The organism is Sorangium sp. So ce302, assembly GCF_051530145.1.
Taxonomy (GTDB): domain Bacteria; phylum Myxococcota_A; class Polyangia; order Polyangiales; family Polyangiaceae; genus Sorangium; species Sorangium cellulosum_B.
Genome location: NZ_CP150326.1, coordinates 11,051,027 through 11,074,481 on the forward strand (window position 1 = coordinate 11,051,027; position 23,455 = coordinate 11,074,481).

At 69.2% G+C, this 23,455-nt stretch carries 22 protein-coding genes; 11 read left to right on the forward strand and 11 right to left on the reverse strand.

The window, feature by feature from the left end:
* Positions 1 to 28: 28 nt before the first annotated feature.
* Entirely contained in the window at positions 29 to 1,420 is a 1,392-nt protein-coding gene (locus WME73_RS41770) for an MATE family efflux transporter (protein WP_437913196.1), read from the reverse strand.
* 497 nt (positions 1,421 to 1,917) lie between these two features.
* Here WME73_RS41770 and WME73_RS41775 point away from each other — a divergent pair, with 497 nt between their 5' ends.
* The gene (locus WME73_RS41775) at positions 1,918 to 2,283 is read left to right on the forward strand and encodes a hypothetical protein (RefSeq protein WP_437741826.1); all 366 of its coding nucleotides are present in this window, start codon (positions 1,918 to 1,920) and stop codon (positions 2,281 to 2,283) included.
* 51 nt (positions 2,284 to 2,334) lie between these two features.
* Here the strand turns inward: WME73_RS41775 and WME73_RS41780 are convergent, their stop codons facing one another.
* Positions 2,335 to 3,519, reverse strand: coding sequence for an alpha/beta hydrolase family esterase (locus tag WME73_RS41780; protein ID WP_437913197.1), 1,185 nt, complete (start codon positions 3,517 to 3,519; stop codon positions 2,335 to 2,337).
* Complete coding sequence (locus WME73_RS41785; protein WP_437741828.1) at positions 3,509 to 4,507, reverse strand: hypothetical protein; 999 nt, start codon at positions 4,505 to 4,507, stop codon at positions 3,509 to 3,511. Before WME73_RS41785 ends, WME73_RS41780 begins: the two co-directional genes overlap by 11 nt.
* A 919-nt stretch (positions 4,508 to 5,426) precedes the next feature.
* On the opposite strand from WME73_RS41785, the gene WME73_RS41790 reads away from it, so the two are divergent.
* On the forward strand, positions 5,427 to 6,053 hold the full coding sequence (locus tag WME73_RS41790) for a hypothetical protein (RefSeq protein WP_437741830.1): 627 nt from the start codon (positions 5,427 to 5,429) through the stop codon (positions 6,051 to 6,053).
* A gap of 107 nt (positions 6,054 to 6,160) precedes the next feature.
* Positions 6,161 to 7,174 (forward strand): formylglycine-generating enzyme family protein, encoded by a 1,014-nt coding sequence (locus WME73_RS41795; RefSeq protein WP_437913198.1) that lies wholly within the window; start codon positions 6,161 to 6,163, stop codon positions 7,172 to 7,174.
* A 27-nt stretch (positions 7,175 to 7,201) separates the two neighbouring features.
* Here WME73_RS41795 and WME73_RS41800 read toward each other — a convergent pair whose 3' ends face one another.
* Positions 7,202 to 7,867 (reverse strand): TetR/AcrR family transcriptional regulator, encoded by a 666-nt coding sequence (locus WME73_RS41800; protein WP_437913199.1) that lies wholly within the window; start codon positions 7,865 to 7,867, stop codon positions 7,202 to 7,204.
* A 209-nt stretch (positions 7,868 to 8,076) separates the two neighbouring features.
* On the opposite strand from WME73_RS41800, the gene WME73_RS41805 reads away from it, so the two are divergent.
* The 3 genes from WME73_RS41805 to WME73_RS41815 all read left to right on the forward strand — a co-directional run bounded on the left by WME73_RS41805 (position 8,077) and on the right by WME73_RS41815 (position 11,945).
* Complete coding sequence (locus WME73_RS41805; protein ID WP_437913200.1) at positions 8,077 to 9,294, forward strand: FAD-dependent monooxygenase; 1,218 nt, start codon at positions 8,077 to 8,079, stop codon at positions 9,292 to 9,294.
* Positions 9,295 to 9,382: 88 nt separating this feature from the next.
* A complete protein-coding gene (locus WME73_RS41810; RefSeq protein ID WP_044969989.1) occupies positions 9,383 to 9,763 on the forward strand; it encodes a BlaI/MecI/CopY family transcriptional regulator in 381 nt (126 codons plus the stop codon).
* Position 9,764: 1 nt separating this feature from the next.
* Positions 9,765 to 11,945, forward strand: a complete 2,181-nt coding sequence (locus WME73_RS41815) for a penicillin-binding transpeptidase domain-containing protein (protein ID WP_437913201.1) — start codon at positions 9,765 to 9,767, stop codon at positions 11,943 to 11,945.
* A 78-nt stretch (positions 11,946 to 12,023) separates the two neighbouring features.
* Here the strand turns inward: WME73_RS41815 and WME73_RS41820 are convergent, their stop codons facing one another.
* Positions 12,024 to 13,217, reverse strand: coding sequence for an FAD-dependent oxidoreductase (locus WME73_RS41820; protein ID WP_437913202.1), 1,194 nt, complete (start codon positions 13,215 to 13,217; stop codon positions 12,024 to 12,026).
* 90 nt (positions 13,218 to 13,307) lie between these two features.
* Between WME73_RS41820 and WME73_RS41825 the strand changes: the two genes are divergently transcribed.
* Entirely contained in the window at positions 13,308 to 14,318 is a 1,011-nt protein-coding gene (locus WME73_RS41825; protein WP_437913203.1) for a LysR family transcriptional regulator, read from the forward strand.
* A gap of 24 nt (positions 14,319 to 14,342) precedes the next feature.
* Here WME73_RS41825 and WME73_RS41830 read toward each other — a convergent pair whose 3' ends face one another.
* From WME73_RS41830 to WME73_RS41845, 4 genes are all read right to left on the reverse strand, one after another.
* On the reverse strand, positions 14,343 to 15,320 hold the full coding sequence (locus WME73_RS41830; protein WP_437913204.1) for an endo alpha-1,4 polygalactosaminidase: 978 nt from the start codon (positions 15,318 to 15,320) through the stop codon (positions 14,343 to 14,345).
* Positions 15,317 to 15,955 (reverse strand): glutathione S-transferase family protein, encoded by a 639-nt coding sequence (locus tag WME73_RS41835; protein ID WP_437741838.1) that lies wholly within the window; start codon positions 15,953 to 15,955, stop codon positions 15,317 to 15,319. Before WME73_RS41835 ends, WME73_RS41830 begins: the two co-directional genes overlap by 4 nt.
* Before the next feature lie 97 nt (positions 15,956 to 16,052).
* Positions 16,053 to 16,541 (reverse strand): DoxX family protein, encoded by a 489-nt coding sequence (locus WME73_RS41840; RefSeq protein ID WP_437913205.1) that lies wholly within the window; start codon positions 16,539 to 16,541, stop codon positions 16,053 to 16,055.
* Between the two features lie 20 nt (positions 16,542 to 16,561).
* Positions 16,562 to 16,942 (reverse strand): hypothetical protein, encoded by a 381-nt coding sequence (locus WME73_RS41845; RefSeq protein ID WP_437913206.1) that lies wholly within the window; start codon positions 16,940 to 16,942, stop codon positions 16,562 to 16,564.
* Positions 16,943 to 17,199: 257 nt separating this feature from the next.
* Here WME73_RS41845 and WME73_RS41850 point away from each other — a divergent pair, with 257 nt between their 5' ends.
* The 4 genes from WME73_RS41850 to WME73_RS41865 all read left to right on the forward strand — a co-directional run bounded on the left by WME73_RS41850 (position 17,200) and on the right by WME73_RS41865 (position 20,471).
* Entirely contained in the window at positions 17,200 to 17,946 is a 747-nt protein-coding gene (locus tag WME73_RS41850) for a hypothetical protein (RefSeq protein WP_437913207.1), read from the forward strand.
* A 128-nt stretch (positions 17,947 to 18,074) separates the two neighbouring features.
* Complete coding sequence (locus tag WME73_RS41855) at positions 18,075 to 18,833, forward strand: nucleotidyltransferase domain-containing protein (RefSeq protein ID WP_437913208.1); 759 nt, start codon at positions 18,075 to 18,077, stop codon at positions 18,831 to 18,833.
* Positions 18,834 to 19,000: 167 nt separating this feature from the next.
* The gene (locus tag WME73_RS41860; RefSeq protein ID WP_437913209.1) at positions 19,001 to 19,597 is read left to right on the forward strand and encodes a dihydrofolate reductase family protein; all 597 of its coding nucleotides are present in this window, start codon (positions 19,001 to 19,003) and stop codon (positions 19,595 to 19,597) included.
* A gap of 76 nt (positions 19,598 to 19,673) precedes the next feature.
* Positions 19,674 to 20,471, forward strand: a complete 798-nt coding sequence (locus WME73_RS41865; RefSeq protein WP_437913210.1) for an alpha/beta fold hydrolase — start codon at positions 19,674 to 19,676, stop codon at positions 20,469 to 20,471.
* A gap of 9 nt (positions 20,472 to 20,480) precedes the next feature.
* On the opposite strand, the gene WME73_RS41870 is transcribed toward WME73_RS41865, so the two are convergent.
* Together WME73_RS41870 and WME73_RS41875 are read right to left on the reverse strand one after the other, a co-directional pair.
* On the reverse strand, positions 20,481 to 21,704 hold the full coding sequence (locus WME73_RS41870; RefSeq protein ID WP_437913211.1) for an MFS transporter: 1,224 nt from the start codon (positions 21,702 to 21,704) through the stop codon (positions 20,481 to 20,483).
* Between the two features lie 372 nt (positions 21,705 to 22,076).
* Positions 22,077 to 22,697 (reverse strand): glutathione S-transferase family protein, encoded by a 621-nt coding sequence (locus tag WME73_RS41875; protein WP_437913212.1) that lies wholly within the window; start codon positions 22,695 to 22,697, stop codon positions 22,077 to 22,079.
* Between the last annotated feature and the right edge of the window lie 758 nt (positions 22,698 to 23,455).

Sequence of the window (23,455 nt, forward strand, 5' to 3'; positions counted from 1 at the left end):
GCGGGAGATCTCGGAGGCCGGGCCGGGCTCAGCCGGCGGGCGCTTCCCTGAGCGCGGCGCTCGTCTCCACGTCGCGCCCGTCGAGCCTGCGAAACTCTCGATTCACCATGACGAGCACGAGGAGGAACATCGCGACGTCGATCGCCGTGGTCCCCCAGTAGACCCCGCTCACCCCGACGAGCCTCGGGAGGAGCCACATCAAGGGGATGAAGAGCACCACCTGCCTCAGGAGGGCGACCACGCTCGCGAGCTTCGCCCTCTCCAGGCAGGGGAACAGCACCAGCGCGTTGAAGACATACGGCAGAAGGGGCAGCACGACGATGTAGATCCGGAAATCGAGCAGCTGCTGCGCGGTGAACTCGGACCCCGGCAGCAGGAAGCCGAGGACCGCGTTCGGGGCGAGCATCATCGCGAGCCAGAACGGCAGGACGAACGCGACCCCGGCGAGCCCGAAGAGGTTGAAGGCCCGCTTCACCCTGACGTAGCGCTGCGCCCCGTAGTTGATCCCTTCCACCGGCTGCAAGGCGCGCATCAGCCCGAGCATCGGGGTCAGCATGAACAGGAAGAGGCGGTTGCAGGCGGCGTAGAAGGCGACGTCGTTCTCCGTGCCCTGGCCCGACACCGCGTTGTAGACGACGACGTTCTGGGCGATGCCCATGATGGTCAAGATCATGCCCGGCATGCCCAGGGAGACGATCTGCTTCCGGATCGCCGGATCGACGCGGATCGTGCGCCAGGCCGTGTCGAACGAGGCGCGCCCCCTCGCGAAATACAGGAGCCCCACGACCGAGTACACGAACATCGCCGCGTTGGTGGCCCACGCCGCGCCTTGCACGCCCCAGCCGAACGTGTGGATGAACAGCGGCTTCAGGATGACGTCCACCAGCAGGCCGAGGGAGATCATCCACGCCGCCGTCTTCATCTTGCCTTCGCCGCGCACCGTCATGTTCACGGCCAGGCCGTGCACCCAGAACACCGAGCCGAGCGCCGTCACCTTGAAGTACTCGGTGCCGTACGCGAGGATCTCCCCGGTGCCGCCCATCATGCGCACCAGCGGCTCCGCGAACACGTAGGCGAGCACGGTGTAAGGCAGGCTGAGGAGCAGCGACAGCCCGTTCACGCTGCCCAGCAGGCTGTGGAGCTTGCTCTTGTCGCCGGCGCCCAGGTAGATGCTGAGCGCCGTGCCCGCGCCCGTCCCGACCAGGCTGCCGAGGCCGAGCGTCATCTGGGACAAGGGGTAGGCGATGCCGACGCCGGCCAGGGCGCTCTTGTTCATCAGCTGGCCCACGAACACGGCGTCCAGGAAGGCGTTGAGCCCGTAGAGCACCATGGCCAGCACCGCCGGCCACGAGAGCTCCCACATCACTCTCGTCAGCTTTCCCTCGAGGATGAACTGCTTCTGCGTGTCTCTATCGTTCATGGCACAGATCTCCGTCGATTCGGTCTCATCGACTCCACACGGCCGAAACCGCGCCGCCCTCCACGCGCGCGACGACAACGCAGCTGGAAGAAATCTGTTTTCATGACGTCCCCACATCGAGAGCGCAGACGTGAGCGTCCGCAGGCGCCAGGGTGCCCGCGAAGCCACCTCCTCGGACGAACGCGATCCGACAGGCAGCCCCAGGGCACACCGCGCCCCTGCTCCTCCCTCTCCAGCGTGCTTGCTCCCTACCTAGCATACGCGCTGGCGCAGATGCAATTGATTTTTATTTTCATCGCATGATGCGACCTGCGGGAGCAGCATTTCGACCGCGATCTGGAGGGATTTTCTGCCGATCGGCCGCGGAGCGCGCGGCGGTCTGCCCCCGTTGCCCGAGGGCGATCGTGGGGCCCCGGCGTCACGCCGCGCGACGATCCTCGGCCCCGGGTGCGCGCCGTAGTACATAGCCACGAGCACATCCCTGGAAGGAGCGCGCGATGGCAAAGCTCATGGTCTTCGAGATGTTCTCCAAGTCGGATATCGAGGCGCTGCTCGACGCCGGCGTCATCGTCAACCTCGCGTTCGACGCGTCGCACCCGAAGCGGGAGAAGACGGTCCACCTCGAGCTGCTCATCGACGCCACCCAGGAGGCGATCCTGCGGCTCAGGAGCCGCCACAACGAGACGTACATCAAGCTGAAGGGCGCGCTGATGCAGGGCGAGGGCACCTACAAGCTCGAGTGCCACACCTTCGATCAGGACATCGTCGACAGCTCGCCGAAGTCCTATGAGATCCGTCAGAACCGCGCGATCGTGCGGTACGGCGACGCCGGCACCGTCATCCAGGACATCGGCTGGTGGTGAGCGCCGACGCGGGGTGGCCGGCCGGCGTCGGAGTCGGTGGCCGCCTCCGTCTCAAGGAAGCGAATGCCGCTTCAGCGTGGCCCACCCGATCTCGGGGCTCCCCCAGGTCATGCCGCCGCCCTCCGTGGTGCACAGCGTCACCTCCGCGCCGTTTGCGCAGCTCGAGTACGTCGAGCAACCGTCGCTGCCCGCCGGGCCCGGTGATCCCGTGCATCGGTTCAGCTCGGCCCACCTCTCGAAGGTGCCGACGGCGCCGAGGAAGGTGATGTTCGCGCCGTTCGGCGCCTGCTGGGCCCCGCCCTCGTAAGGTACAAGCAAGTCCGCGGTACCCCGGAACGAGATCTCGGTCACAGGCCGCGACGGCTGGCAGGGCTGCTCCGACTCCGCCAGAAGGTCGAACGCGCTGGGAGCGACCGCGGCAACGACGTCCGCGGCGTTGCAGGCCAGGTGGTAGGCCATCCCGCCGCCGTTCGCGACGCCGACGGCATAGACCCGCTTGACGTCGACACACGCCTCCTTCTGGACCTCCTGGACCAGGGCGCGCGCGAACCCCACGTCGTCGACGTCGCGCGACGTCGTGCAACACGGACCGATGTTCCACGCGCCGTCGATGCCCTGCGGCCACGCGACGATGAACCCCTCGGCCTCGGCGAGCTCGCGGTACCCCGAGGCCTCGGCCTCCTCCGCCGGGGTCCCGCCCAGCGTATGGTAATCGAGCACCAGCGGCATGGCGCTCGCGCCCGTGTAGCTCGCGGGGAGGCGAACGACGTAGCTTCGGGTGGTGTCCCCGACCGTCACCGTGCGCTCGTTGTCGCCGGGCGAAAGCGTGGTCGCCGGGCAGGCGGTCGCCGTCTCGCCATCGCCGGGCGTCCGGCAGAAGCCGCCCTGGCAGCGGAACGGCGCGCCGAGCGGCTCGCAGTCGGCGTCGCCGCTGCAGGAGATATCGCAGAACGCAGCGCTCTCGGCCGCGTCGCAGGCCGCCTCGGTAGGCCGCTGCGCCACGGCCACGCACTCGGCGCCGAAGACGAGCGCCGTACACTCGCGGGCGACCGAGCAGGCGCGCGTGCAGACGCCGCAGATGCAGGAGAGACCGTCCGCGCAGCTGGCATCACAGCTCCTGAGAAAGTTGGTCTCGCTCCCGGTCTGAGGCCCGATGTCCCTGCAGGCCGAGCCGAGGAGCGCCCCGCCCGTCATGCTCGCGATGAGGCACGCCGTCACGATCACCCTAGATCTCATCGCCGCCCCCGCTGTCCTGCTGGATCAAGCACTGTCCGATGTACAGAACGACCTGCGTGTACCTGTCCGGCCTCTCGTGCGCCGCGTTGAAGGCCTCGACCTGCTCGCGCAGCTCGACCAGCTGGGCACGCAGGCGCCCCAGCGTCTCGTAAGCCCGCTGTTCGTGCGGATGACCGGGCCACAGGTCGAGGGTATAGGTGCTCCCCCCGACGCGGTCGCCGAGGCCGGGCGCGGAGCGATCCTCGCGCAGCCGGCACAGGATGGTCTTCACCATCGCCTGGAAGTGATCGAAGATCGCCGCCTCCCACCCCACAGGCGAGCCCAGCAGCACGTAGAGGCTCCCGGCGCTGTACGTCGCGCCCGCGCCCTCCCCGGTCCGCTCGACGCGCGCCGATTCCACGAGGCGCCCCAGCGCGGCGTCGAGCTCCGCGCGCTCGATGTGCGTCCGCTGCAGCAGCTCGTCGCGCACGAGCGGGCCTTCCCGATAGATGATCGCCCAGACGAGCTCGTCCACGCCTTCGCCGGAGCGGAGCGCGCGCAGCGCGCCCAGCTCGTCGTCGGACACCGCGCGATACACCACCTGGGCCCCCTGCCCCGCCTGGAAGATCAGGCGGCTCTCGCAGAGGTCGAAGAGCACCCCGCGGAGCAGGACGTCATCCTCGCCGGCGAACGCCCTCAAGATCTCGGCCCGCGGCGTGATCCCCCGGCGGCGGATGTGGTCCAGCACGGCCTCCCAGAGCGAACGGCCGCGCTCGACCGAGCTCTCCGTGATTCGCCGGACCCGGCGCTGATAGGTCCGGAGCCCCATGCCGAACATGTCGGCGCCCACCTTGCGGCTGACCCCTTGCCGCTCGAGCTCGGTGACCAGGTCCTGGAACACCTGGTCTGCGAGCTGGGCCAGAGGGGCACGCCAGCCGCCCGAGGTCGCCAGCTGGGCGATGAGGACGGTGGTCTGACGAACGATGGCATGAATCAGCTCTACCGTCATAAATTGATAAGTATCGACGAGAAGCCTCGTTGCGCGCCACAGAGTAACGCCACAGAGGGCAGCGGGGGGAGTGACAAACCCGACACCCCCCGGGCGTGGGGAGGGGCGACGAGCGGCGGACCATGGGGGGCCCGCAGGGGGCTGTAGTGTGGTGACGGAAGCCGCTTCCCTACGTGGAGGATGGACCTGAGATAGCGACGCTGCGGAGCCGCGGACTCATCGAGCCGCTCGGCCTCGGGTCTCCGGGGTGAGCGACTCGCGCTCGAGGGCGTGCGCGATGAGCTCGGCTCTGGTCGAGCGCTCGCCGGACAGCTACGCGGGGCACGTGTCCCGAGCTGGCCCCATGACGTCGCAAACTGGCACAGACGCCAGGTCAGACCGAACGGAACTTTTCGGTGACGCTCCCCTCGGAGAGTGGGCATCGTGATGGCTCTCCAAGTCGACGAGCGGGGATGACAAATCTGTCCAAGGGGGGTGACGGCGATCTCGCCGTCTATTCACGCGGGTCGCAGCGGCAATAGAACAAGGAGGGTCGGACGCGAGCCGAGAGTCTCCGCAGGTCCTGACCAGCGCCCCCTAACAGAAGGTGACGACGATGAATTATCCTGTTCTTTCCTCCCGATTGGTGGTCCGTTGCGCTCTTGGGATGGCCGTGCTCAGCCTCGGAGCTTGCGCTTCCGAAGTTGACCCGAACGACGGTTCGGAGTCGGAGAGCACAGCAACCGGAGGGACGACGGGCACCGGCGCTTCCACGACCGAGAGCTCGACGAGCGGGGGGCCAGCTGCTGGAAGCTCCAGCTCTGCCGGAGCGACAACGGGGACGACCGGAGCGGGAGGAGCCCCGAGCGGCAGTACCAGCGGCGCTTCCGGCACCGGCGGAGGCGGCACCGGCGGCGCAGACCCGAGCGGACCGGCGTCGGTGAGCAGCACGAGCACGGGGGGCGATCCCGGGACGGGCGGCGGGGATGACGGCCTGCCTCCGACAGGCGAGAACTCGGTTGCGTACACCGGCTGCTCGATGGCCAACAACATCGGCACTGGCTACAAGCGCGTCGGCGGCAAGGTCATGTGGAACGCGGACAACTATCAAACGGGCGCCATGGTGGTCCAGAACTGGACCAACCCGAACAGCTCTTCCTGGCAGCTCTTCGACCGGAAGATGCAGTCGATCGGCGGGAAGGACGTCGTCAAAGCCATCATGGTCCAGATCTGCATCCTGTCGCAGCGGGCGACCGACAAGGAGCTCCGCGACATGGTCAACGCGGCGCGCCAGCACGTCAACCCGGGCACGCATATCTACATCGTGGGCCAGCCGGTCTACAATGCAGGGCACGATTGCTTCATCGCGGGAGCGGGCGGCGCCGATTGGACGGACATGAAGGCACAGGAGCTGGCCAAGGACGCGACCATCAACGAGAACATGAGCTACCTCGGGAAGTTCATCCTCAACAACGACGCGGGCGAGGTCAGCGACGGCTGCCACGCCAGCAGCCCGAAGGGCGAGAACGTGCTGGGAGAGCAGGCGAAGGCGTTCTTCGGGGGCTGATCGGAGCACAGGCCCAGCGAGACCGAGCTGCGATGTCGACGGGCGCGCGCCACGCGTGGTGGCGCGCGCTCCGGAGGAGAGCAGGAGCTGACCATCGTGAGTGACCTATGATTTCGCTTGCCCCTCCTCGCCACACCGTCTGCATCGCATTCTTCGGGCTGCTGCTCTCGGCAGGTTGCACCTGCGGAAACGAGGAGAGGATCGCGGCGGACGAGACGATCGCGGGGGATCGAAGGGGCGGCCACGCGGGCGCCTGGGCTGGAACGGCGCCAAGTTGCGCCGGGCTGCCGGCGACCTGCGGGCCATCGGAGAACGAGGACTGCTGCGAGAGCTCGCTGGTCCCCGGCGGAACGTTCGCTCGAAGCTACGACGGCGTGGACTATCTGGACCGGAGCTACCCGGCGACGGTGAGCGACTTCTACCTCGACAGATACGAGATCACCGTGGGCCGGTTCCGGGCGTTCATGAACGCAGGCATGGGCACGCAGGCCAGCCCGCCTGGGGATGGCGCGGGCGCCCATCCAAAGATCCCAGGGTCTGGCTGGAGCTCGGCGTGGAATACCAAGCTGCCGCCGAGCACGGCTGCCCTGAAAGACGCCCTGAAGTGCTTCGTGCACCAGAGCTGGACGGACACGGCGGGGAGCGACGAAAATAAGCCCATCAACTGCCTGGACTGGTACACGGCGTTCGCGTTCTGTGCGTGGGACGGCGGACGGCTGGCGACAGAGGCGGAGTGGAACTACGCGGCCTCCGGGGGCAGCGAGCACAGGTACTATCCGTGGTCGAAGCCAGCGACCTCCACGACGATCGATGACAGCTACGCGGTCTACTGCGGCGGCACATGCAGCCTGCGGAACGTCGGCTCGACGTCGCCGAGAGGCGACGGGAAGTGGGGGCAGTCCGACCTCGGCGGGAACGCGTGGGAATGGACGCTGGACTGGGATCCGGTCCAGTACCCGATGCCATGTCATGACTGCGCCGCCGTCACAGCGGGCTCCTACCGGGCCTTCCGGAGCGGCAGCAACGACGACCTCGCCCCGACCCTGCGGTCAGCCACCCGCCACGTCTACTACCCCGAGCACCGAGGCAACATCGGGTCGCGTTGCGCCAGGACCCCTTAGTTAGCCGCACCGCCGGGGCCGCCTGCGCTACACGCGGGGTCGAAGCTGGGCCGGGCGGCTGGGCGCGTAGGCACGAAGGAATGCGCGCACCCCCTCGACGAGGATCTCTCGCCTGCGCGCGTCACTCGTGGCGATCGCCGGTCCGAACGCGTTGACGGCGAGCAAGAACGTCAGCGCGATGAAATGATCGGCCGCCAGCCGGGGGTTCGGCGCGTCGAGCAGCCCTGCACGCGCAAATTCCGCGAACCGCTCCGCGATCGCCTCCTCCGGAGCGTTCATCATCCAGTGGTCGCGATCGCGCAGCTGAGACAGCTGAACGGACTCCATCGTGACCAGTCGCATGAGGGCAAGGTAGTCCACCGAGCCGAGCATCTCGGTCACGATCCGCGCCGAGAAGGTGATCAAGGCGTGCTCCAGGTCCGTGACGTGCGTCAAGGTGTCGTCGATAGCCCGTCGGATCGCCGCCATGAGCAGGTCACCTGCGGACTCGACGACGGCCAGCAAGAGAGCCTGCTTGTCGCCAAAGTAGTCATACACCGTCCTCTTGGAGACGCCGGCGCGCGCGGCGACGGCATCGACGCTCGAGCGGTCGAACCCGTCGGCCAGGAACAACTCCCGGGCCGCCACGAGAATGGCGGATCGCTTTTGCGCGGACCCTTCACGAAGAGCCTTTTGTGCGCCAGTGGAGGACATGCACCTCCAGGTATAGCCCATTTCGGCCTCATTTTGCCCTGGCCTTTGTACACTACACCGTGTAGTGTAGTCGACGTCAGAGCTCCATGGGCCGAGTGGACCGCGGTCGGCAGCTGCTTGCCCTGCCTCGTGGCAGCGGGCGGGTCGCGCCGATCTCTCGCGGATGCGCCCTCCGCCGCTGCGAGCTCACACCGAAGGAAGGCGGACACATGGCGACTTCGCGGAACAAGAAGATCCTGATCTCCGGCGCGAGCATCGCCGGCCCCGTGCTCGCGTACTGGCTTCACAGGTACGGCTTCCAGGTCACGGTGGTGGAGAAGGCTGGCGCTGTGCGAAGCGGCGGCTACCCCATCGACATCCGGGGCACCGCGATCGACGTCGTGAAGCGCATGGGCGTGTTGTCGCGCATCGCAGCCGCGCACATCGACTCACGCAAAATCACGTTCGTCGATGGCGACGGCGCGCTTATCGGGTCGATCCGGCCCGAGGCGCTCACCGGCGGCAAGGAAGGCCGGGATCTGGAGCTGCCTCGCGGAGAGCTCACGACGGTGCTTTACGACGCCGTCCGAGATGGCGTCGAATTCCGCTTCGGTGACTCCATCGCCACCTTGAACGACCACGGCGGCGGCGTCGATGTGCACTTCCAGAGCGGCCTGCAACGCCCCTTCGACATGGTCATCGGCGCTGACGGATTGCATTCGAACACTCGCCGGCTCACCTTCGGGCCCGAGGCGCAGTACCACCGTTACCTCGGTTACTGCTTTGCAGGTTTCACCATCCCCAACACCCTCGGGCTCTCTCACGAGGCGTTCATCAGCAACACGCCCGGGAAGGCGGCCGTGCTGTTCGCGGCCGGCGACAGCGATCGCCTGCACGCCTTCCTGACCTTCGCCCGTCCCCAGCCTCCCTTCTCGGAGTTCGCCGACATCGAGGCGCAGCGGAGGTTGACCGCCAGCGTCTTCGCCGGCGCCCGCTGGGAAGTGCCGCGGATGCTCGCCGCTCTGCAGGAGGCCACCGATGTCTTCTTCGACGTCGTCAGCCAGATCCACATGCCTCGATGGTCGAAGGGAAGGGTCGCCCTGGCGGGAGACGCGGCCCACGCTCCGTCGTTCTTGTCAGGCCAAGGGACGAGCACCGCCATGGTCGGCGCGTATGTCCTGGCGGGGGAGCTGGCGACCCATTCCGACCCCGGCGCCGCCTTCGCCTCGTACGAGCGCGTCATGAGGCCGTTCGTCGAGGTGAACCAGTCGCTCGCCGGCGGCGGCGCGGCCAGCCTGATCCCCGCCACATCGCGAGCGCTGTGGATCCGGAATCAGGCGCTCCGGGTGACACCATGGCTGGCGCGCACGGGGCTCGCCGGTCGCAAGGGCCGGAGGGCCTCGACGGCGCTCGCCCTCCCCCTCTATGGCGTCCAGGCCAGCGGATAGCCCGCGAGTCGCCGAGCGGATCGCACGTGCTAAGAATTTAGCATGCGTTGCTTGCTAATTTCTTAGCACCAGGCTACGGATGGACGTCATGCCGAAGCCGCCGCTCACGCGCCGAGAGCGCGAGATCATGGACATTTTGTACCGCCTGCGGCGCGCGACCGCGCACGAGGTGAAGGACAACCTCGAGGATCCGCCGAGCTACTCGGCGGTCCGCGCGCTGCTGCGCCTGCTGGAGGAGCGCGGGCACGTCAAGCACGTGGAGGAAGGGCAACGCTACGTCTACACGCCGGTCGCGGCCCCGAGCGAGGCTCGCAGGAGCGCGCTGGCGCAGGTCGTGCGGACGTTCTTTGGAGGCTCGGTCGAGCAAGCGGTCACCGCGCTGGTCGACACGTCGAAGTCCAAGTTATCGCGGGAAGAGCTGGATCGCATCGCCCAGGTGATCGAGCGCGCCAAGAAAGAAGGGGGTTGAGATGAGCCCGATCGAGATGAGCCCGCTGCCGTTCCTCGTCGATGCCGCGCGGGGCACCGTGCTCCTCGGGCTCGCCCTCGCCGTGATGCCGCTGCTCCGCCGCGCGCCGGCCTCCACACGCCGGCTCGTGCTGGTGCTCGGGCTCGCGGCCGCGGCGCTGGTGCCGGTCGCCTCGCGGCTCGTTCCGGCGTGGCGCGTGCTGCCGGTCGCCGAGCTTGGCGTCGCGGACGCGAGTAGACCATTCGCCGAGCCCATCGGGGATGCCATTGCCCCGCCCTCCGTCGAGCCTGTCTCCCACGCCGTGGCGCAGGCTCCGTCCACGCCCGTCGCCCCGGCAAAGCAGTCCTTTCCGTGGGGCCCGGTGCTCCTTGCCGTGTGGGCGCTCGGGGCATTTGCGGTGCTCGCTCGCCTGGCCCATGGCCTCGCCAAGGCGCGTGGGATCGCCCGGCGCGCAACCCCGCTCTCGCTTCCGGGGATCACGGCGACGCTCGGCGAAGCGCGCATGAACGCCCGCGTGTGCGTCAGCTCCGAGATCGATGTGCCGGCGGTGACCGGGGTCTTTTCGGCGGTGGTGCTGGTGCCGCGAGAGGCGATCGAGTGGAGCCCGGCGCGCTGGCGGGCCGTGCTGTTGCACGAGCTGGCGCACGTTCGGCAGCGCGATTGTCTTGCCCAGATCGTTGGGCAGCTCGCCTGTGCAATGCACTGGTTCAACCCGCTGGTGTGGCTCGCGGCGCGCAGGCTTCGCATGGAGCGCGAGCTGTCGGCGGACGAGCGGGTCCTGGAGAGCGGGGCGCGGCCGACCGAATATGCCGAGCACCTGCTGGCCATTGCGACGAGCGCCGCGCGGCTTCGTGAGGTGCCGGGCGGAGCGCTCGGGATGGCGGAGCCCTCGCAGCTCTTGGCGCGGGTCGAGGCCATCGTGCGACCGCGGGCGGGGTCTCTGCGCACGTCGGCGGCGCGGGGCGTTGCAATCACCGCGTCGGCTGCGGCGCTGCTCGGGGTGATGGCGTGCGTCACCGCCGGCAAGGAAGGACCTGCCGCGGCTGTGACGGCCAATCCGGCCAATCCGTCCGGGAAGTCGGAGCCGGTCGCTCCTGCACCGGCGGGCGCGTCCGTTCCGACCTCCACCTCCGCCGCTGCTAGCTCCACGCCGGTTTCTCTGGCCCACCTGACCGCGGAGATCGCCTCCGTGCTGGGCGCCCCGGCCGATCGCCTGGAGCTCACGATCGATCGCGACATCCAGGCGATCGTCGATGAAGAGATGAAGCGGATGGCGGACGAATGGCGCCCTGTCGCCGCCACGGCGATCGTGCTCGATCCAAGGACCGGCGAGGTGCTGGCCATCCATGATCCGAGCACCGCCGCGGCGCCGCGCATCAGCGGCTCGACCATCAAGTCGCTCACCGTCGCGGCCGCGCTCGACGAGGGGGCCATTGCGGTGACCGACCGGTTCTTCTGCGACAAGGGAGCGCGGAGCTATGGCAAGGAAATCCTGCGCGACGCGAGCCCGAACGAGTGGCTCGACGTGCCGCAGATCCTCGCGCGCTCGTCGAACATCGGGGCCTCGCGGATCTTCGACAAGCTGGGCGGCGAGGCGCTCGGGCGCTGGCTCCGGCGCTTTCATTTCGGCGAGGCGATGCGCATCCAGCTCCGGGGCGCGCCGGTCGGCGAGGTCCCTCCGGTCATCGCGGACGGCTCGCTCCGCGGCGTGGCCCTGGCATCGGGCCATGGCGGCGCGATGGCCAGCCCGCTTCAGATGGCCGCCGCTTATGCCGCGATCGCCAATGACGGCGTGTTCAATGCGCCGACGCTCGCCCGGCGCGCCCGGGGCGCGGACGGCAGCGTCCGCTTCGAGCACCACGTGGAGAACGAGCGCGTGCTCCGCCCGGAGACGGCGCGGGCGGTGATGGGCATGCTGGAGCGCGCCGTGAGCGACGAGCAGGCGACGGGCAAAGCGGCGCGTGTGCAAGGGGTGCGGGTCGCCGGGAAGACCGGCACCACGGACGAGCAATCGGCGGCGGGCGAGCCGCGTAATTACGCGAGCTTCATCGGGGTCGCGCCGGCCGAGCAGCCGCGTTTCGTCATCCTCGTCGGCGCGGTGGTCGCCGCGGAGGACGCGACGGGCGGCAAGGTGGCGGGGCCGGTGTTCGCGCGCATCACCGCGCGGGCGCTCGGGCGCTGATTCGAGCGCGCCCACGTCGAGGGGTACGCGCCGCCGCCCTCTCCCCGGGAGGGGTACGCGCCGCCGCCCTCTCCCCGGCTACGCGACCCGCTCTTCCCAGTCGATCCGGTAGGCGTGCGCGCGCTCCTGCGCGGCGGCGCCGATCCGCAAGAACAGCGGCAGCGCCCTGTCGCGGAGCCACCCCGCGACAGGCCCCGAGACCGCCTTGCGGCTGCCGTTGCGGCGCGCCTGGCGGACGATCGCCTCGACCCGCGGCCGCCGCAGCCGCTCGAACGCCGCGAACGCTCGCTCCGGCTCGGGCTCGTCCCGCAGGCACCTCGCGAGGAGCATCCCGTCCTCCATGGCCAGCGAGGCGCCCTGGCCGGCGTGCGGCGTCGCCGCGTGCGCCGCGTCGCCGATCAGGCAGACCCGGCCGGCGTGCCAGCGCGGCATCGTCAGGATGTCGTGCAGCAGCCACGGACCGAGCACCTCGGGCGTCGCGCGCACCACGTCCGCGATCCAGCCTGGATCGCCCTCGTGGAGCGCGAGGATGCGCTCGCGGAGCGGCCCCTGCGCGGCGGCGCCCTCCGGCGCGGGCTCCCCGCTGTTGTGGAACCACCAGACCTCGCCTTCCGGCGCCGCGAACGCGCCGAAGAACGCGCGCCGGCCAAAGACCATCACGCTCCAGCCAGGCTGGAGCGGCGCGCCGGGGCAGCGCGCGAAGCCGCCGAAATCGATGAGGCCGGTGTATCCCGGCGCCGGCGCGCCGGGCAGCGCCGCCGCCCGCGTTCGCGATCGGACGCCGTCGCACCCGATGAGCACGTCGCCGCGCGCCTCGCCGCCGCCCTCGAAGCGCGCCACGACCTCGCGCGGATCCGAGCGGTCCACCCCCTCGAGCCGCATGCCGTACCGGATCGCGACGCCCCGCCGGGCCGCCTCCTCCGCGAGCGCCGCGTGAAGCGCGCCGCGCCGGATCATCACGAGCCCCGCGCCGAACCGGCGCGCCGCGTCGCGCTGATCGATCACGCCGATGCGCCGCCCGCGGGCGTTCTCGAACCGGATCCCGTCGCACACCGCGCCCCGCGCCTGCACCGCGCGCGCGATGCCCAGATCCGCGAGCACGTTCATCCCGTTCGGCGCGACGCCCAGGAACGCGCCCTCCTGCTCCAGAGGGGCCGCGCGCGCCTCGAAGATCGTCGCCTCCACGCCGATCCGCTGAAGGAACATCCCGAGAACCGGGCCCGCGATGCCCCCGCCGACGACCACCACCTGCCGCACACCTCGCTGTGTCATCTCGCCTCCTCCAACCTCGATTCCGGGCCAGCATGGGTGGGACTTACGCTCATTGCCAGTGATGATTCGTGATGGTAATCGTCACCGTTCGTGAACTTGTCGACGCTCGATCTCAACCTGCTGCTCGTCCTGCACGCGGTGCTCGAGGAGCGGAGCGCGGCGCGGGCGGCGCGGCGGCTCCGCGTGACGCCGTCGGCCGTGAGCAACTCGCTCGCGCGGCTGCGCGCGCAGCTCGGCGACCCGCTCGTCGTGCGCAGCGGGCGCGGCCTCGTCCCCACGCCCCGCGCGCAGCAGATCGCGCCGCGGCTCCGGGCCGCGTTCGGCGAGATCACGGGCGCGATCGAGGGGGATCGCGCGTTCGACCCGCGGGCGACCACGCGCGCGTTCACGCTCGCGCTCTCGGACCTCGACCAGATCTGCAGCCTGCCGGCCATCGCGCGCGCGGCCGCGGCCGAGATGCCGCGCGCGACCCTCCGCGTCGTGAGCGTCGACCACCTCGAGGCGACCGGGGGGCTCGGCGGCGGCGACGTCGACGCGACCATCGCGCCCGCGCACCCGCTCCCGCCGGGCCACCACGCCGCGGACCTCTTCGAGCAGGACAGCGTGTTCGTGGTCCGCCGCGGTCACCCGTGCGCCCGCCGCCGGCTCACGCGCGAGGCGTTCAACTCGCTGCGCCACATCGACATCCACATCGCGCTCGGGCGCGGCGGCATCGGCAACCGCGCCGCCGTGGAGGCGCTCGCGGCCCAGGGGCTGCACCGCGAGATCGCCGCCGCCGTCCCGACCTTCTCCGCCGCCGCGGTCATCGCCGCGAACACCGACCTCGTCGCCGCCATGCCGCGCCGCATCGCCGAGGCGCTCGCGCGCCTCGCGCCGCTCACCCTCCTCGAGCCGCCCGTGGCCGCGCTCGTCTTCCGCATGCAGCTCGTCTGGCACGAGCGGACCCACGAGGACGAGGGCGCCCGCTGCTTCCGGGAGCTCGTCATCGCCGCGCTCCGCGACGGCCCCCGCGCGCGCGGCCGCGCGGCGGGGGGCGCGAGGAAGAGGTCCAGTGGACCTCGGGATTCGAGGCCTACGTCCCGCTCGCCGACGAGGCGATGATGCGGGCGCTCGGAAGGCCGCGGGTCACCGGCAGGGCCACCGGCCACCGTCGAGGTCGAGCGGCATCTCCATGCTGTTGAAGCCCCAGGCGTTCGCCTGTTCGCAGAAGAGCGACCTGTCGGTCATGTGACCGGAGAACGGATCGTCGTACTCCACCTCGAACACGGCCTTGCCGTTCGCCAGGAAGGAATCGACGAGGATCTCGCACTCTTCATACTCGAAGCACTGCTCGTTCAGCGTCCAGTCGAAGTACGGCCACAGGTCCGCCGCCTGCTCGATGTCGCCCTTGAGCCCCACGGACATGCCCAGCGAGTGGGCGAGATCCGCGATGAACACGTTGTAGGCGAGCTGGTCTTCATAGCGGAGGGGGAACCCGGAGTCGTTGGCGTAACCGTCGACCTCGTCGGGCTCGATGGCGTCGAAGCCCTTGTCCTTGCAGACCTGGAACCGGGCCAGCATGATCGGCCTGAGGACATCGATCTGCCGGATGTCGAGCCAGAACGAGCCCTCCCAGTGGTAGTCCGGGTTGCCTTTGACCGACTCCGGGAAGGCGCCGGCGTCTGGCCGGTAGTCCTCGAACGCGCCGACGTCGACGTAGCAGATGACCTTGGCGCCCTTCGCGTGCAGCGCGGCCACCGTCTCGGCCGGCGTGAACTCCCAGTCGAGGTCGTAGACCGTGGGAGGCGGCGACTCGATGGGCGCTCCCGTGGGATCGACCAGGCCCATGTCCCTGGGGTCGTCCAGGTCCAGGGGGTGGTCGATCATCCAGTGCCACGACGTATCGAGCGCCGGGATCCAGACGCCGGGGCCCCCGCCGGCGGACGTCGATGAGGCGGACGCCGATGAGGTGGACGTCGACGCCGGCGTGCCCGAGCTCTGGGGCGACTCCGGGCGCGAGCCCCCTGCCCCGCCCGGATCCACGCCGGCGTCGCCGCACGCGGCGTGCGCTGCCGCGAGGACGAAGATCAACGACTTGACCACCGCGGGCCACGATCGATTCATGATGGCGCTCCTCCGTCGCTCCGGAGCTCGCGGCACCTCGCGCGCGCGCGCTGGTACTCCGGCCGCGCGGCGATCCGCTCCTGGTAGGTGACGAGCTCGTCGGGCAGCGTCTTGCCGAGCGCGCCGCGATAGATTCCGATCGCGGTGCTCACGGAGATGTCGGCGAGCGTGAGGCCCTCGCCGGCGAGAAAAGGCATGTTGCCGAGCATGTCGGCCGTGAAGCGCAAGGCCTTCTCGACGCTTGCCTCGTGCGCGCGGACCGACCAGTTGCGCTTGTCCGCCTCCGGCGCGCCGAAATGTGCTGTCAGCAGCGCATTGACGGCTGCCCCGAGGGTCGCTTCGCCGAACACGGCCATTTGCAGCACGCGCGCGAGCGCCGGATCGCCCTTGCCGGGCAGGAGGGGCGTGGGCCCGTAGTGCTGCGCCACGTAGAGCATCATCGCGACGGACTCGTGGATCGCCACGCCGCCCTCATCCTCGAGGAACGGCACGGTGCCGAGCGGGTGCAGCGCGAGGTAGGCTTCGCTCGGCGGAAACGAGACCATCTCGACCTGGTAGGGCAAACCCATCTCTTCGCACTGCCACATCACGCGCAGGCCGCGGGCCCCGCGCGCGAAGTTGTAGACCTTGATCATCGGTGGTCTCCTTGCTCGCGATCCATGGTTCGAGAGGCGGGCTGGCCGCGGCCCGATCTGACCATGAACGCCGAGAGGCGGGAAGCCCATGTGAAGCTCATCGGTCGAGCGACGCCGGGCTCGCGAGCAGCGCGCGCGCGCGGCGGTCGCGCAGCCAGAGCCCCGCCCAGAGGAGCGCGGCGATGTAGATCGGAAAGAGCGTGTGGCTGAAGAGCGGGCTCCCGACCCGCACGTGGATCGCGATCGCGCCGCCCAGGTAACCGGTCCACAGAACCGCGCCGAGCACCGCGGTGCGCGGGATCAGGTACGTCACCAGACAAGCGATCTGAAGGTAGCCGAGGGTGGGGACGAGGCTGACCGGGAATCCGAGCTGGGCCGTGGCTGCATCCGCGGGGAACAGCTGCAGCACCTTCACCGCGGCGTCGAACGTCAGGAACAGCACGCCCAGCCCGCTCAGGACGCGTCCCGCCCACTGCGCTCGCCTGGACGCCGCGCCGGGCGCTGCGACGCTGGTCGGCGCCTCGGCCCGGGGCGCGGTGGTGAGATCCTGGTCACGATGATGGATGCTGGTGACGATCGCGGTCATGGGTGCCTCCGTGCTGGGATTCACCCCGTAGACCCCCGGCCCCGCCAGGAATCATCGGTCGCCTGAAAAAAATCGCCGCGCCGCCCCTGACCGGGCGCCCGGCCCGGCGGACGCGCCGGAAGGGCGGCCGCGGCCCTGCCGGAACGGCGCCTGCGGTGACGCCGGGAGAGCGCCGCGGCCACGCAGGAAGGAAGATCGAGCGGCAGGCCGAACCGCGGGAAGAGCTTCTCGGTGTCCAGGAAGGACGTCACGCTGGCGATGCGGTCCCCTGCGATGTCGAGCAGATGGATCGCCCAGGCCCGGTAGCCGCCCTCCAGCGCGGGGCGGTACTGCGCGAACGCGGGCGCGCCGCTCGCCGCCGTCGGCACGAGCCGCGCCTTCGTCCGGTGTAGAGCCCGCACGGTCCTGCGCTGGTCTCCTTGACAAGGTGGTGCAGCCGTCGGATACGCTAATTTCCCACGATGCGTGGGGGCGGCGATGAATACGGTGATCGGGTACCACGGCAAAAACGCGAAGATATGTCGCGCAGCACAGCTGATTGCGATGTTGGGCATTCTGCCAATGACTATTTTCGAGCCTCAGCTTCGTCGTACCGGTCGCCCTCCACGGATACGTGGCGACTCGTTCACGGAGGGCTCCCAGGACCGCGAGGCAATCCATGAGCATGGTTTATTCTCATCTGCTCGTCCCGCTCGATCGGAGCTTGGCCTTCAAGGCGGAGGCGATGACGGCGTTTCTCGAAGCCGCAATGAGTGCTGGGTTCGTCGGGAAGAACCCCGAGCGGTTTGTGCGGACGGACCCCGAGCCCGTCGGGTCCTTCGTGTTCACTGTGTCGCGCGGGATGCCCAAGGCCGGCAAGGGCCGCGGGCGCCATCCGGGATCGTGGCTGCGTCCCCACTCAGCGGAGGAGCTCTGTCATTCCCTGGAGAATGATGACAACGTTCAAGCCACGGTTTGGAGCGAATTCCGACCGAAGCGACCGCCTCTGCTTGCGCTCGAAGCGCTTCAAGACGGGGCGCGGCTCGACATGACGCAAGCGCAGTTCGACGACGTCTACTACGTCGCGATCACATGCCATCGTACCCAGGTGCCCGTGTCGATGTCCGCCGACCGCTCCTCCGAGAACGCGGCGCTCGAATTCGGAGCGCGCATGGATCTCGTGGACGTTCCGCCGTATGCTACCGCCAATTACCCATACAAGGCCGGGCACATGGAGATCGCCGGAATCGCTGCCGCTCGATCATGGGTGAGCATCACCTTTGGCAACTACGTTTTTCCGCCTGCCCAGCTCTTCGAAGACCTGTTCTCGCGCGAGGGAGGTCTTCCATTCGCTGTGCCCGACTTCACGGCGCTCGCCGAGCGATGCCTCGGCTGCGATCTTCGCCAAACGTGCCATTGGTGCTGATGTGCCTCCCCGTGTCCAGAGATCCGGCTCCGCAGCTGCCCAACCAGCGGCAGCGGCCGACGCCGCCACGCGGCGCGGCTGAGCCGCAGGTCGTTGGGCAGGCAGATGAGACGACCTCGGAGAACCCAATGAGCCCCGACAAACTTGCCATGTGCAGCTGTCCCGACCTCCCGCCGAGGTATTCAACAGCGCTCCGCGCGGTCGTCGCGTTTGTATTCGAGGCCTTCGAGCCGCGGGCGATCGTCGCCGCGGGGTCGGTCGTCCGCGGCGCAGGTGATCGAAGCAGTGATCTCGACATCTTCGTTGTCCAGGAGCGTCCGTACAAGCAGCGCCTACAGCGGTGGTTCGGCGACGTTCCGGTCGAGATCTTCGTCAACCCGGCACGCGCAATTCGAGCGTACTTCGCCAGCGAGCACGAGCTCGGTCGCCCCTCCGCGGCGCACATGATTGCCACCGGCTTCCCTGTGTTCGGCGGCCAAGCGATCGATGCCCTCCGAGCGGAGGCCGCCGAGTGGCTGAAGAAGCGCGCCGAGCTCACTCCGGATGAGGACGCGTTCGCTCGTTATTCAGCGGCGACACTCCTGGAAGACGGCGAGGACATCGTGGAGCGCGATCCCGCCATGGCCAGCGCGTTGCTCGGTGAGGCGGTCATGGCGATGCTCCGGTACCACCTCCGCGCCGAGCGCGGGACGGTGCCAGGGAACAAGAACCTGCTCCTTGAGGTCGAACGCAGCGACCGTGAAGTCGCCGAGGTGGCGCGTCGCTTCTTCGGGGTCTCCACGCTCGAGGAGCGCCAGCTCGCAGCGCGAGCCCTGGCGGACCGCACCATCCGTGCACGGGGCTTCTTCGAGTGGGACTCCGAGAGGATCCCCGTGCCGGACGACTGACACGGCGCTCCGCCCAACGAGGGCTTGCTGACCGACGCGCGGGTGCGCTGCGCACACCGACGCGCAGCGGAAGCCGCGTCCGCCCGCCAATGCGTCGCAGTGTCGATTTTCATGGTACTCTTTCCTATCCCCTGAACGCAGCCTCCACCCTCCAGAGGAGCATCGCAATGTCGAAGGTCGTCGCAATCATGTCCATGTCGCTCGACGGTTACGTCGCCGACCTCAACGATGGCGTGGCCGAGGTGTTCGACTGGTACGCCAATTCGGGGGACGTCGAGATCCATACCGGAGGGTCGGATCCCATGACGTTCAAGGTGTCCGAGCCAAGCGCCGAGCACCTTCGCGGTCTCACGTCCGGCCTTGGTGCCATGCTCACCGGTCGACGCACTTTCGACTTCGCCCAAGGCTGGGGCGGAAATCACGCTTGGGGACCAGCATTCGTGCTTACCCACCACATCCCCGCCGGATGGCCGCGACCCAACTCGACTGTCCACTTCGTGACCGACGGCATCGAGAGCGCCGTGAACCAGGCCAAGACGGCCGCGGCCGGGAAGTCCGTCGGGGTCCACGGCGCCGACACCATCCAGCAGTGCCTGAATGCTGGGCTCCTCGACGAAATCCACGTCGACATCGCGGCGGTTCTTCTTGGCTCCGGAGTTCGACTCTTTGACCACCTCGCCCGCACGCCAGCCGTCCTTGGCAACCCGACGGTGATCGCGGGCGTCGGCGTCACACACCTGCGCTACCCAGTACGCAAGGCGTAGTCCTGCTGGCGAGGGCTGTCGAATGGGCGACGGGAGACATCCCACGTGCGAAGCTGCGGCAGGCAGGGACAGTTCCATGACGACCTGGATCAGCGGAGTCTGCGAAACGAACGGCATCACCATCCACTACCTCCGAACGGGAGGCGCCAAGGTTCCCGTCGTCCTGCTCCATGGATTGATGGGGAGCGGCGCCTGCTGGACTCCCCTGGCGCGGGCGCTCGAAGGTGAATTCGACGTCGTCATGCCCGACGCCCGAGGGCACGGCGGCTCGAGCGCGCCGGACCACGGATACCGGTACGACGATCACGCGAGCGACGTCGTGGGCCTCATCCGCGGCCTTTCGCTCTCTCGTCCGGTCCTGCTTGGCCACTCGATGGGCGGCATGACCGCCGCGGTGGTGGCGAGCCGAGGGGCGGGGGTCATCCGCGGCCTCATCCTTGTCGACCCGACGTTCTTGAGCCCCGAGCGCCAGCGCGAGGTGCACGCCAGCGACGTCGCCGATCAACACCGCCAGGCCCTCGCCTTGCAGAAGTCCGACCTCGTTGCGAAGGCCCGAGCCCGAGACCCGCGTCGCTCGCTCGAGATCATCGAGCTGCAAGCCGAGGCGAGGCTGAAGACCCGGATGGACGCGTTCGACGTTCTCACGCCGCCCAACCCCGCGTACCGCGACGTGGTGAGCGCGATTGACGTCCCGAGCCTGCTCGTCATCGGTGACGACAGCCCCGTCGTCACGCTCGAGATGGCAACGGAGCTGCGGGGTCTCAACCCACGCGTACGAATCGAACAGGTACAGGACGCCGGCCACGGCCTTCCGTTTCAACAACCCGAGCGCCTGGGAGAGGTGGTCCTGTCGTTCTTGCGTGAGCTGGCGTAGCTGCTGCGGTCACTCGGGCTCGCCCTCGGCGAGCGCGACGGGCTGGGCGTTCTCGGTCAGGACGCCGCGCCCGTGCCACACCATCAGCACCGCATAGAGCGCCGCGAGCACGCGAAAGCCGCTGAACAGGCCGAAGCGCTGGCCGAGCGAGCCGCCCGCCACCGCGCCGATCAGGCCCCCGGCCGGTCCCGAGAGCGAGAACAGGCCGCCCACCCGGCCGCGGCCGAGCTCGGCGGTGAGCGCCGCGAAGCGATTGACGCTCGTGAGGTGCTGCACGCCCAGCCCGAGCCCGAGCAAAACCGCCCCGATCCACAGCGACGCGACGCCGAGGGGGAAAGCGAGCAGGAGCTCGGTCGCGAGCAGCAGCGAGAAGGCGATCGCGTAGCGGGCAGCGTCGCGCAGCGGCGACAGGGCGCCCCCGGCGAGGAGCAAGGTCAGCACGAACACGGCGCCCTGGAGGGTCACCAGGCTCGCGGCCTGGGGCACCGAGAGGTGAAACTCGCGGATCCCGATCAACACAACGAACACGGCGAAGTAGGACATCGCCATCTGACCACACAGCTCGATGAGCATGCTCTGGCGCAGCTCGCGGCGAGACAGGATGATTCCGACCTGTCCGCGCAGGCGCTCGAGGAGCGGCGTGGCCGAGCGCCCGCGGCCGGGGGGAGCCCCGGAGAGCACGCGATCGCCGACGAAGACCGTCGCCAGCAGCCCGAGGCCGGTCACCACGAACACGCCGGTGTAGCCGAGCAGGCCGAGGAGCTGCGCGCCGAGCATCGGGCCCACGAAGAACATGCCGAGCGAGTGGGACGCGCGCTGCCAGCCTGCCTTGCGCGGGCCGAGGCGAGGAAGCAGGTGAAGAAACTCGGTCTGGGTCGCGACCATGCGAAACGGGTTGAGCAGCCCGAAGAGGACCACGCCCGCGATGAGCTGCCAGGGCCGATCCATGTGGGTGAAGCCGAACAGGTACAGCGCCGCGCCCGCGAGGCCGCCGAAGCGGAACAGCGGCCGGCTGCCGTGGCGGTCGATCAAGCCTCCGACCGGCATCGAGAGCAGCAGCATGCCGGTGAACTGCAGGCCGCCGACAAGGCCGATCTGCCAGGGGGAGGCGTGGAGCGAGGCGGCATACAGCGGCAGGACCACCTTGGCCACGCCGTTGCTCGAGCCCGCGAGCAGGCCGAGCACCATGAAGCCGAGGAGATAACGCTGGGGGAGAGGCGGCGAAGGTGTCATCACGCGGACCGAGGCGAGCGGCCGGTCGATCGGCGCGTTCGTCCGCCGTGCCGAGTCGGGTGGTGCTGCCGCGCGGGCGCCCTGCAAGCCACGCTCCCGAGCCGGAGCAGGCCCATGGCGACGGCCTCGTCGCCGCGCCGCCCGCTGCCTGCTGCTCCAGCAGCACACGCGCAGCACGCGCCTGGTGCTGACGCAGCAGGGGAGCATCCGGTATTCCGGATACACGTCGTCCGGAGCGGACGTTCGCGCAGCCTGTCGAGCAGCCAGCAGTTCATCCAGTCGGCCTGGGCGTCGGGGTGGCCGCCGCCGCGGCTGGCGCTCATGAAGCTCATGAGATAGCCGCCAGCGCGGCTGGGCGGCCAGGGCGAGACTTCAGCCCGGCCTGACGCGCTTGGCCGCAGGCCGGCTCGTGCAGCGGGCGATCCACGCGTTCACGTTCGCGAAAGGCGAGAGGTCCACGCCGAAGCGGGCCAGGAACGGCAGCGCCGTCACGAGCGACACGTCGGCGAGCGAGAACTGGTTGCCCACGAGGTACTCCTTGCCCTCGAGCGCGCGGTCGAGGATCCCGATCCCGTTCGCGAGGTCCTGCTTCGCGCCCTCGGCGACCTTGGGGTTGCGCTCGTCGGCGGGGAAGCGCTCGAGGGTGTTGCGCAGGAGCCGCGTCGTCGCCTCGAACAGCGTGACGTTGCCCCAGGCCATCCACTTGAACGCCTCGGCGCGATCGGCGATGTGCGGCGGGAAGAGGCCCTTGTCCACGCCGAAGCGCTCGCCGAGGTAGAGCAGGATCGCGAGCCCCTCGAAGATCGGCTTCCCCTCCGCGACCAGCAGCGGGACCTTGCCGTTCGGGTTGAGCGCGAGGTACTCGGGCTTGCGCTGATCTCCCGCCGCGAGGTCGAGCTTGACCTTCTCGTAGGGGACGCCGAGCTCCTCGAGCGCCCAGTGCACCCGGTCTGCGCTCGTCATGGGGGCGTAATAGAATTTGAGGTCGGACATGCGGCGAGCAGAGCCCCGCCGCGCGCGAGCCGCAAGGGGGCTTCGTTCGTCGCGCATGGGCTCGCTCTCGGCGGGCGGCGCTCCACCTGAAGGACGTCACGCCCGAGGCGCCGTGACCCGACCGTGCTCAGCTCCGTCTCCGTTCGTCGAGCGTGGCGCGGAGCACCTGTAGCATGACCTGATCCTTGGGTCGGGTGAGCTTCTCCCCGGTAGACGGCATCGAGCTCACGCAGCGCACCGAGCAGCCGTTCAATATTGTCCGGCGTGCGAGCGTGTACGACGCCCTGCGACGACGCTGCTGACGTTGTCGGCGCTGCCATCACACTGAAACCCGCCATCGGAAGCAGCATGGTCCCCTGGATTCAGCTCTGTCGACCCAAGTGATCGAGGGACTCGCCATGGACGCTGATGACGCCTCGAAGCGCGCTGCCCGGGTGGCGCAAGTTGTCTCAGGAGCCCTGAACCTGGCTCGCCGGAATCACCCGGAGACGCGCGCATGGTGGCGAGCGCTGCTCGAGCGCCTGGAGAGCTTCCGAGCGCTCTGCGAGGCATGGGACGGCACCGAAGCACCGCCCCTCGGGTTGCAAGATGCCGCGCGGGCGGTCCTCATGCAACTCAATCACATGTCGAGCTCGGAGGAGCTTGAAGCGCTCGATGAGGAGGTAAACCCTTTTTACCTCCGCGCTCCTAGCCCACGAGACGCGTAGGCTCTACGACCCGGCGCTACGAGCGCAGGGCTGGAAATCTGCCGCGTGCTG

Excerpts from the sequence above, each read along its gene's own strand:
- WME73_RS41840 (WP_437913205.1), bottom strand. The coding sequence starts at position 16,541 with ATGACCGCGATCGTCACCAGCATCCATCATCGTGACCAGGATCTCACC.
- WME73_RS41775 (WP_437741826.1), top strand. The coding sequence starts at position 1,918 with ATGGCAAAGCTCATGGTCTTCGAGATGTTCTCCAAGTCGGATATCGAG.
- WME73_RS41805 (WP_437913200.1), top strand. The coding sequence starts at position 8,077 with ATGGCGACTTCGCGGAACAAGAAGATCCTGATCTCCGGCGCGAGCATC.
- WME73_RS41785 (WP_437741828.1), bottom strand. The coding sequence starts at position 4,507 with ATGACGGTAGAGCTGATTCATGCCATCGTTCGTCAGACCACCGTCCTC.
- WME73_RS41875 (WP_437913212.1), bottom strand. The coding sequence starts at position 22,697 with ATGTCCGACCTCAAATTCTATTACGCCCCCATGACGAGCGCAGACCGG.
- WME73_RS41795 (WP_437913198.1), top strand. The coding sequence starts at position 6,161 with ATGATTTCGCTTGCCCCTCCTCGCCACACCGTCTGCATCGCATTCTTC.
- WME73_RS41780 (WP_437913197.1), bottom strand. The coding sequence starts at position 3,519 with ATGAGATCTAGGGTGATCGTGACGGCGTGCCTCATCGCGAGCATGACG.
- WME73_RS41860 (WP_437913209.1), top strand. The coding sequence starts at position 19,001 with ATGTCGAAGGTCGTCGCAATCATGTCCATGTCGCTCGACGGTTACGTC.
- WME73_RS41850 (WP_437913207.1), top strand. The coding sequence starts at position 17,200 with ATGAGCATGGTTTATTCTCATCTGCTCGTCCCGCTCGATCGGAGCTTG.
- WME73_RS41865 (WP_437913210.1), top strand. The coding sequence starts at position 19,674 with ATGACGACCTGGATCAGCGGAGTCTGCGAAACGAACGGCATCACCATC.
- WME73_RS41870 (WP_437913211.1), bottom strand. The coding sequence starts at position 21,704 with ATGACACCTTCGCCGCCTCTCCCCCAGCGTTATCTCCTCGGCTTCATG.
- WME73_RS41770 (WP_437913196.1), bottom strand. The coding sequence starts at position 1,420 with ATGAACGATAGAGACACGCAGAAGCAGTTCATCCTCGAGGGAAAGCTG.
- WME73_RS41810 (WP_044969989.1), top strand. The coding sequence starts at position 9,383 with ATGCCGAAGCCGCCGCTCACGCGCCGAGAGCGCGAGATCATGGACATT.
- WME73_RS41800 (WP_437913199.1), bottom strand. The coding sequence starts at position 7,867 with ATGTCCTCCACTGGCGCACAAAAGGCTCTTCGTGAAGGGTCCGCGCAA.
- WME73_RS41835 (WP_437741838.1), bottom strand. The coding sequence starts at position 15,955 with ATGATCAAGGTCTACAACTTCGCGCGCGGGGCCCGCGGCCTGCGCGTG.
- WME73_RS41855 (WP_437913208.1), top strand. The coding sequence starts at position 18,075 with ATGAGCCCCGACAAACTTGCCATGTGCAGCTGTCCCGACCTCCCGCCG.
- WME73_RS41830 (WP_437913204.1), bottom strand. The coding sequence starts at position 15,320 with ATGAATCGATCGTGGCCCGCGGTGGTCAAGTCGTTGATCTTCGTCCTC.
- WME73_RS41820 (WP_437913202.1), bottom strand. The coding sequence starts at position 13,217 with ATGACACAGCGAGGTGTGCGGCAGGTGGTGGTCGTCGGCGGGGGCATC.
- WME73_RS41815 (WP_437913201.1), top strand. The coding sequence starts at position 9,765 with ATGAGCCCGATCGAGATGAGCCCGCTGCCGTTCCTCGTCGATGCCGCG.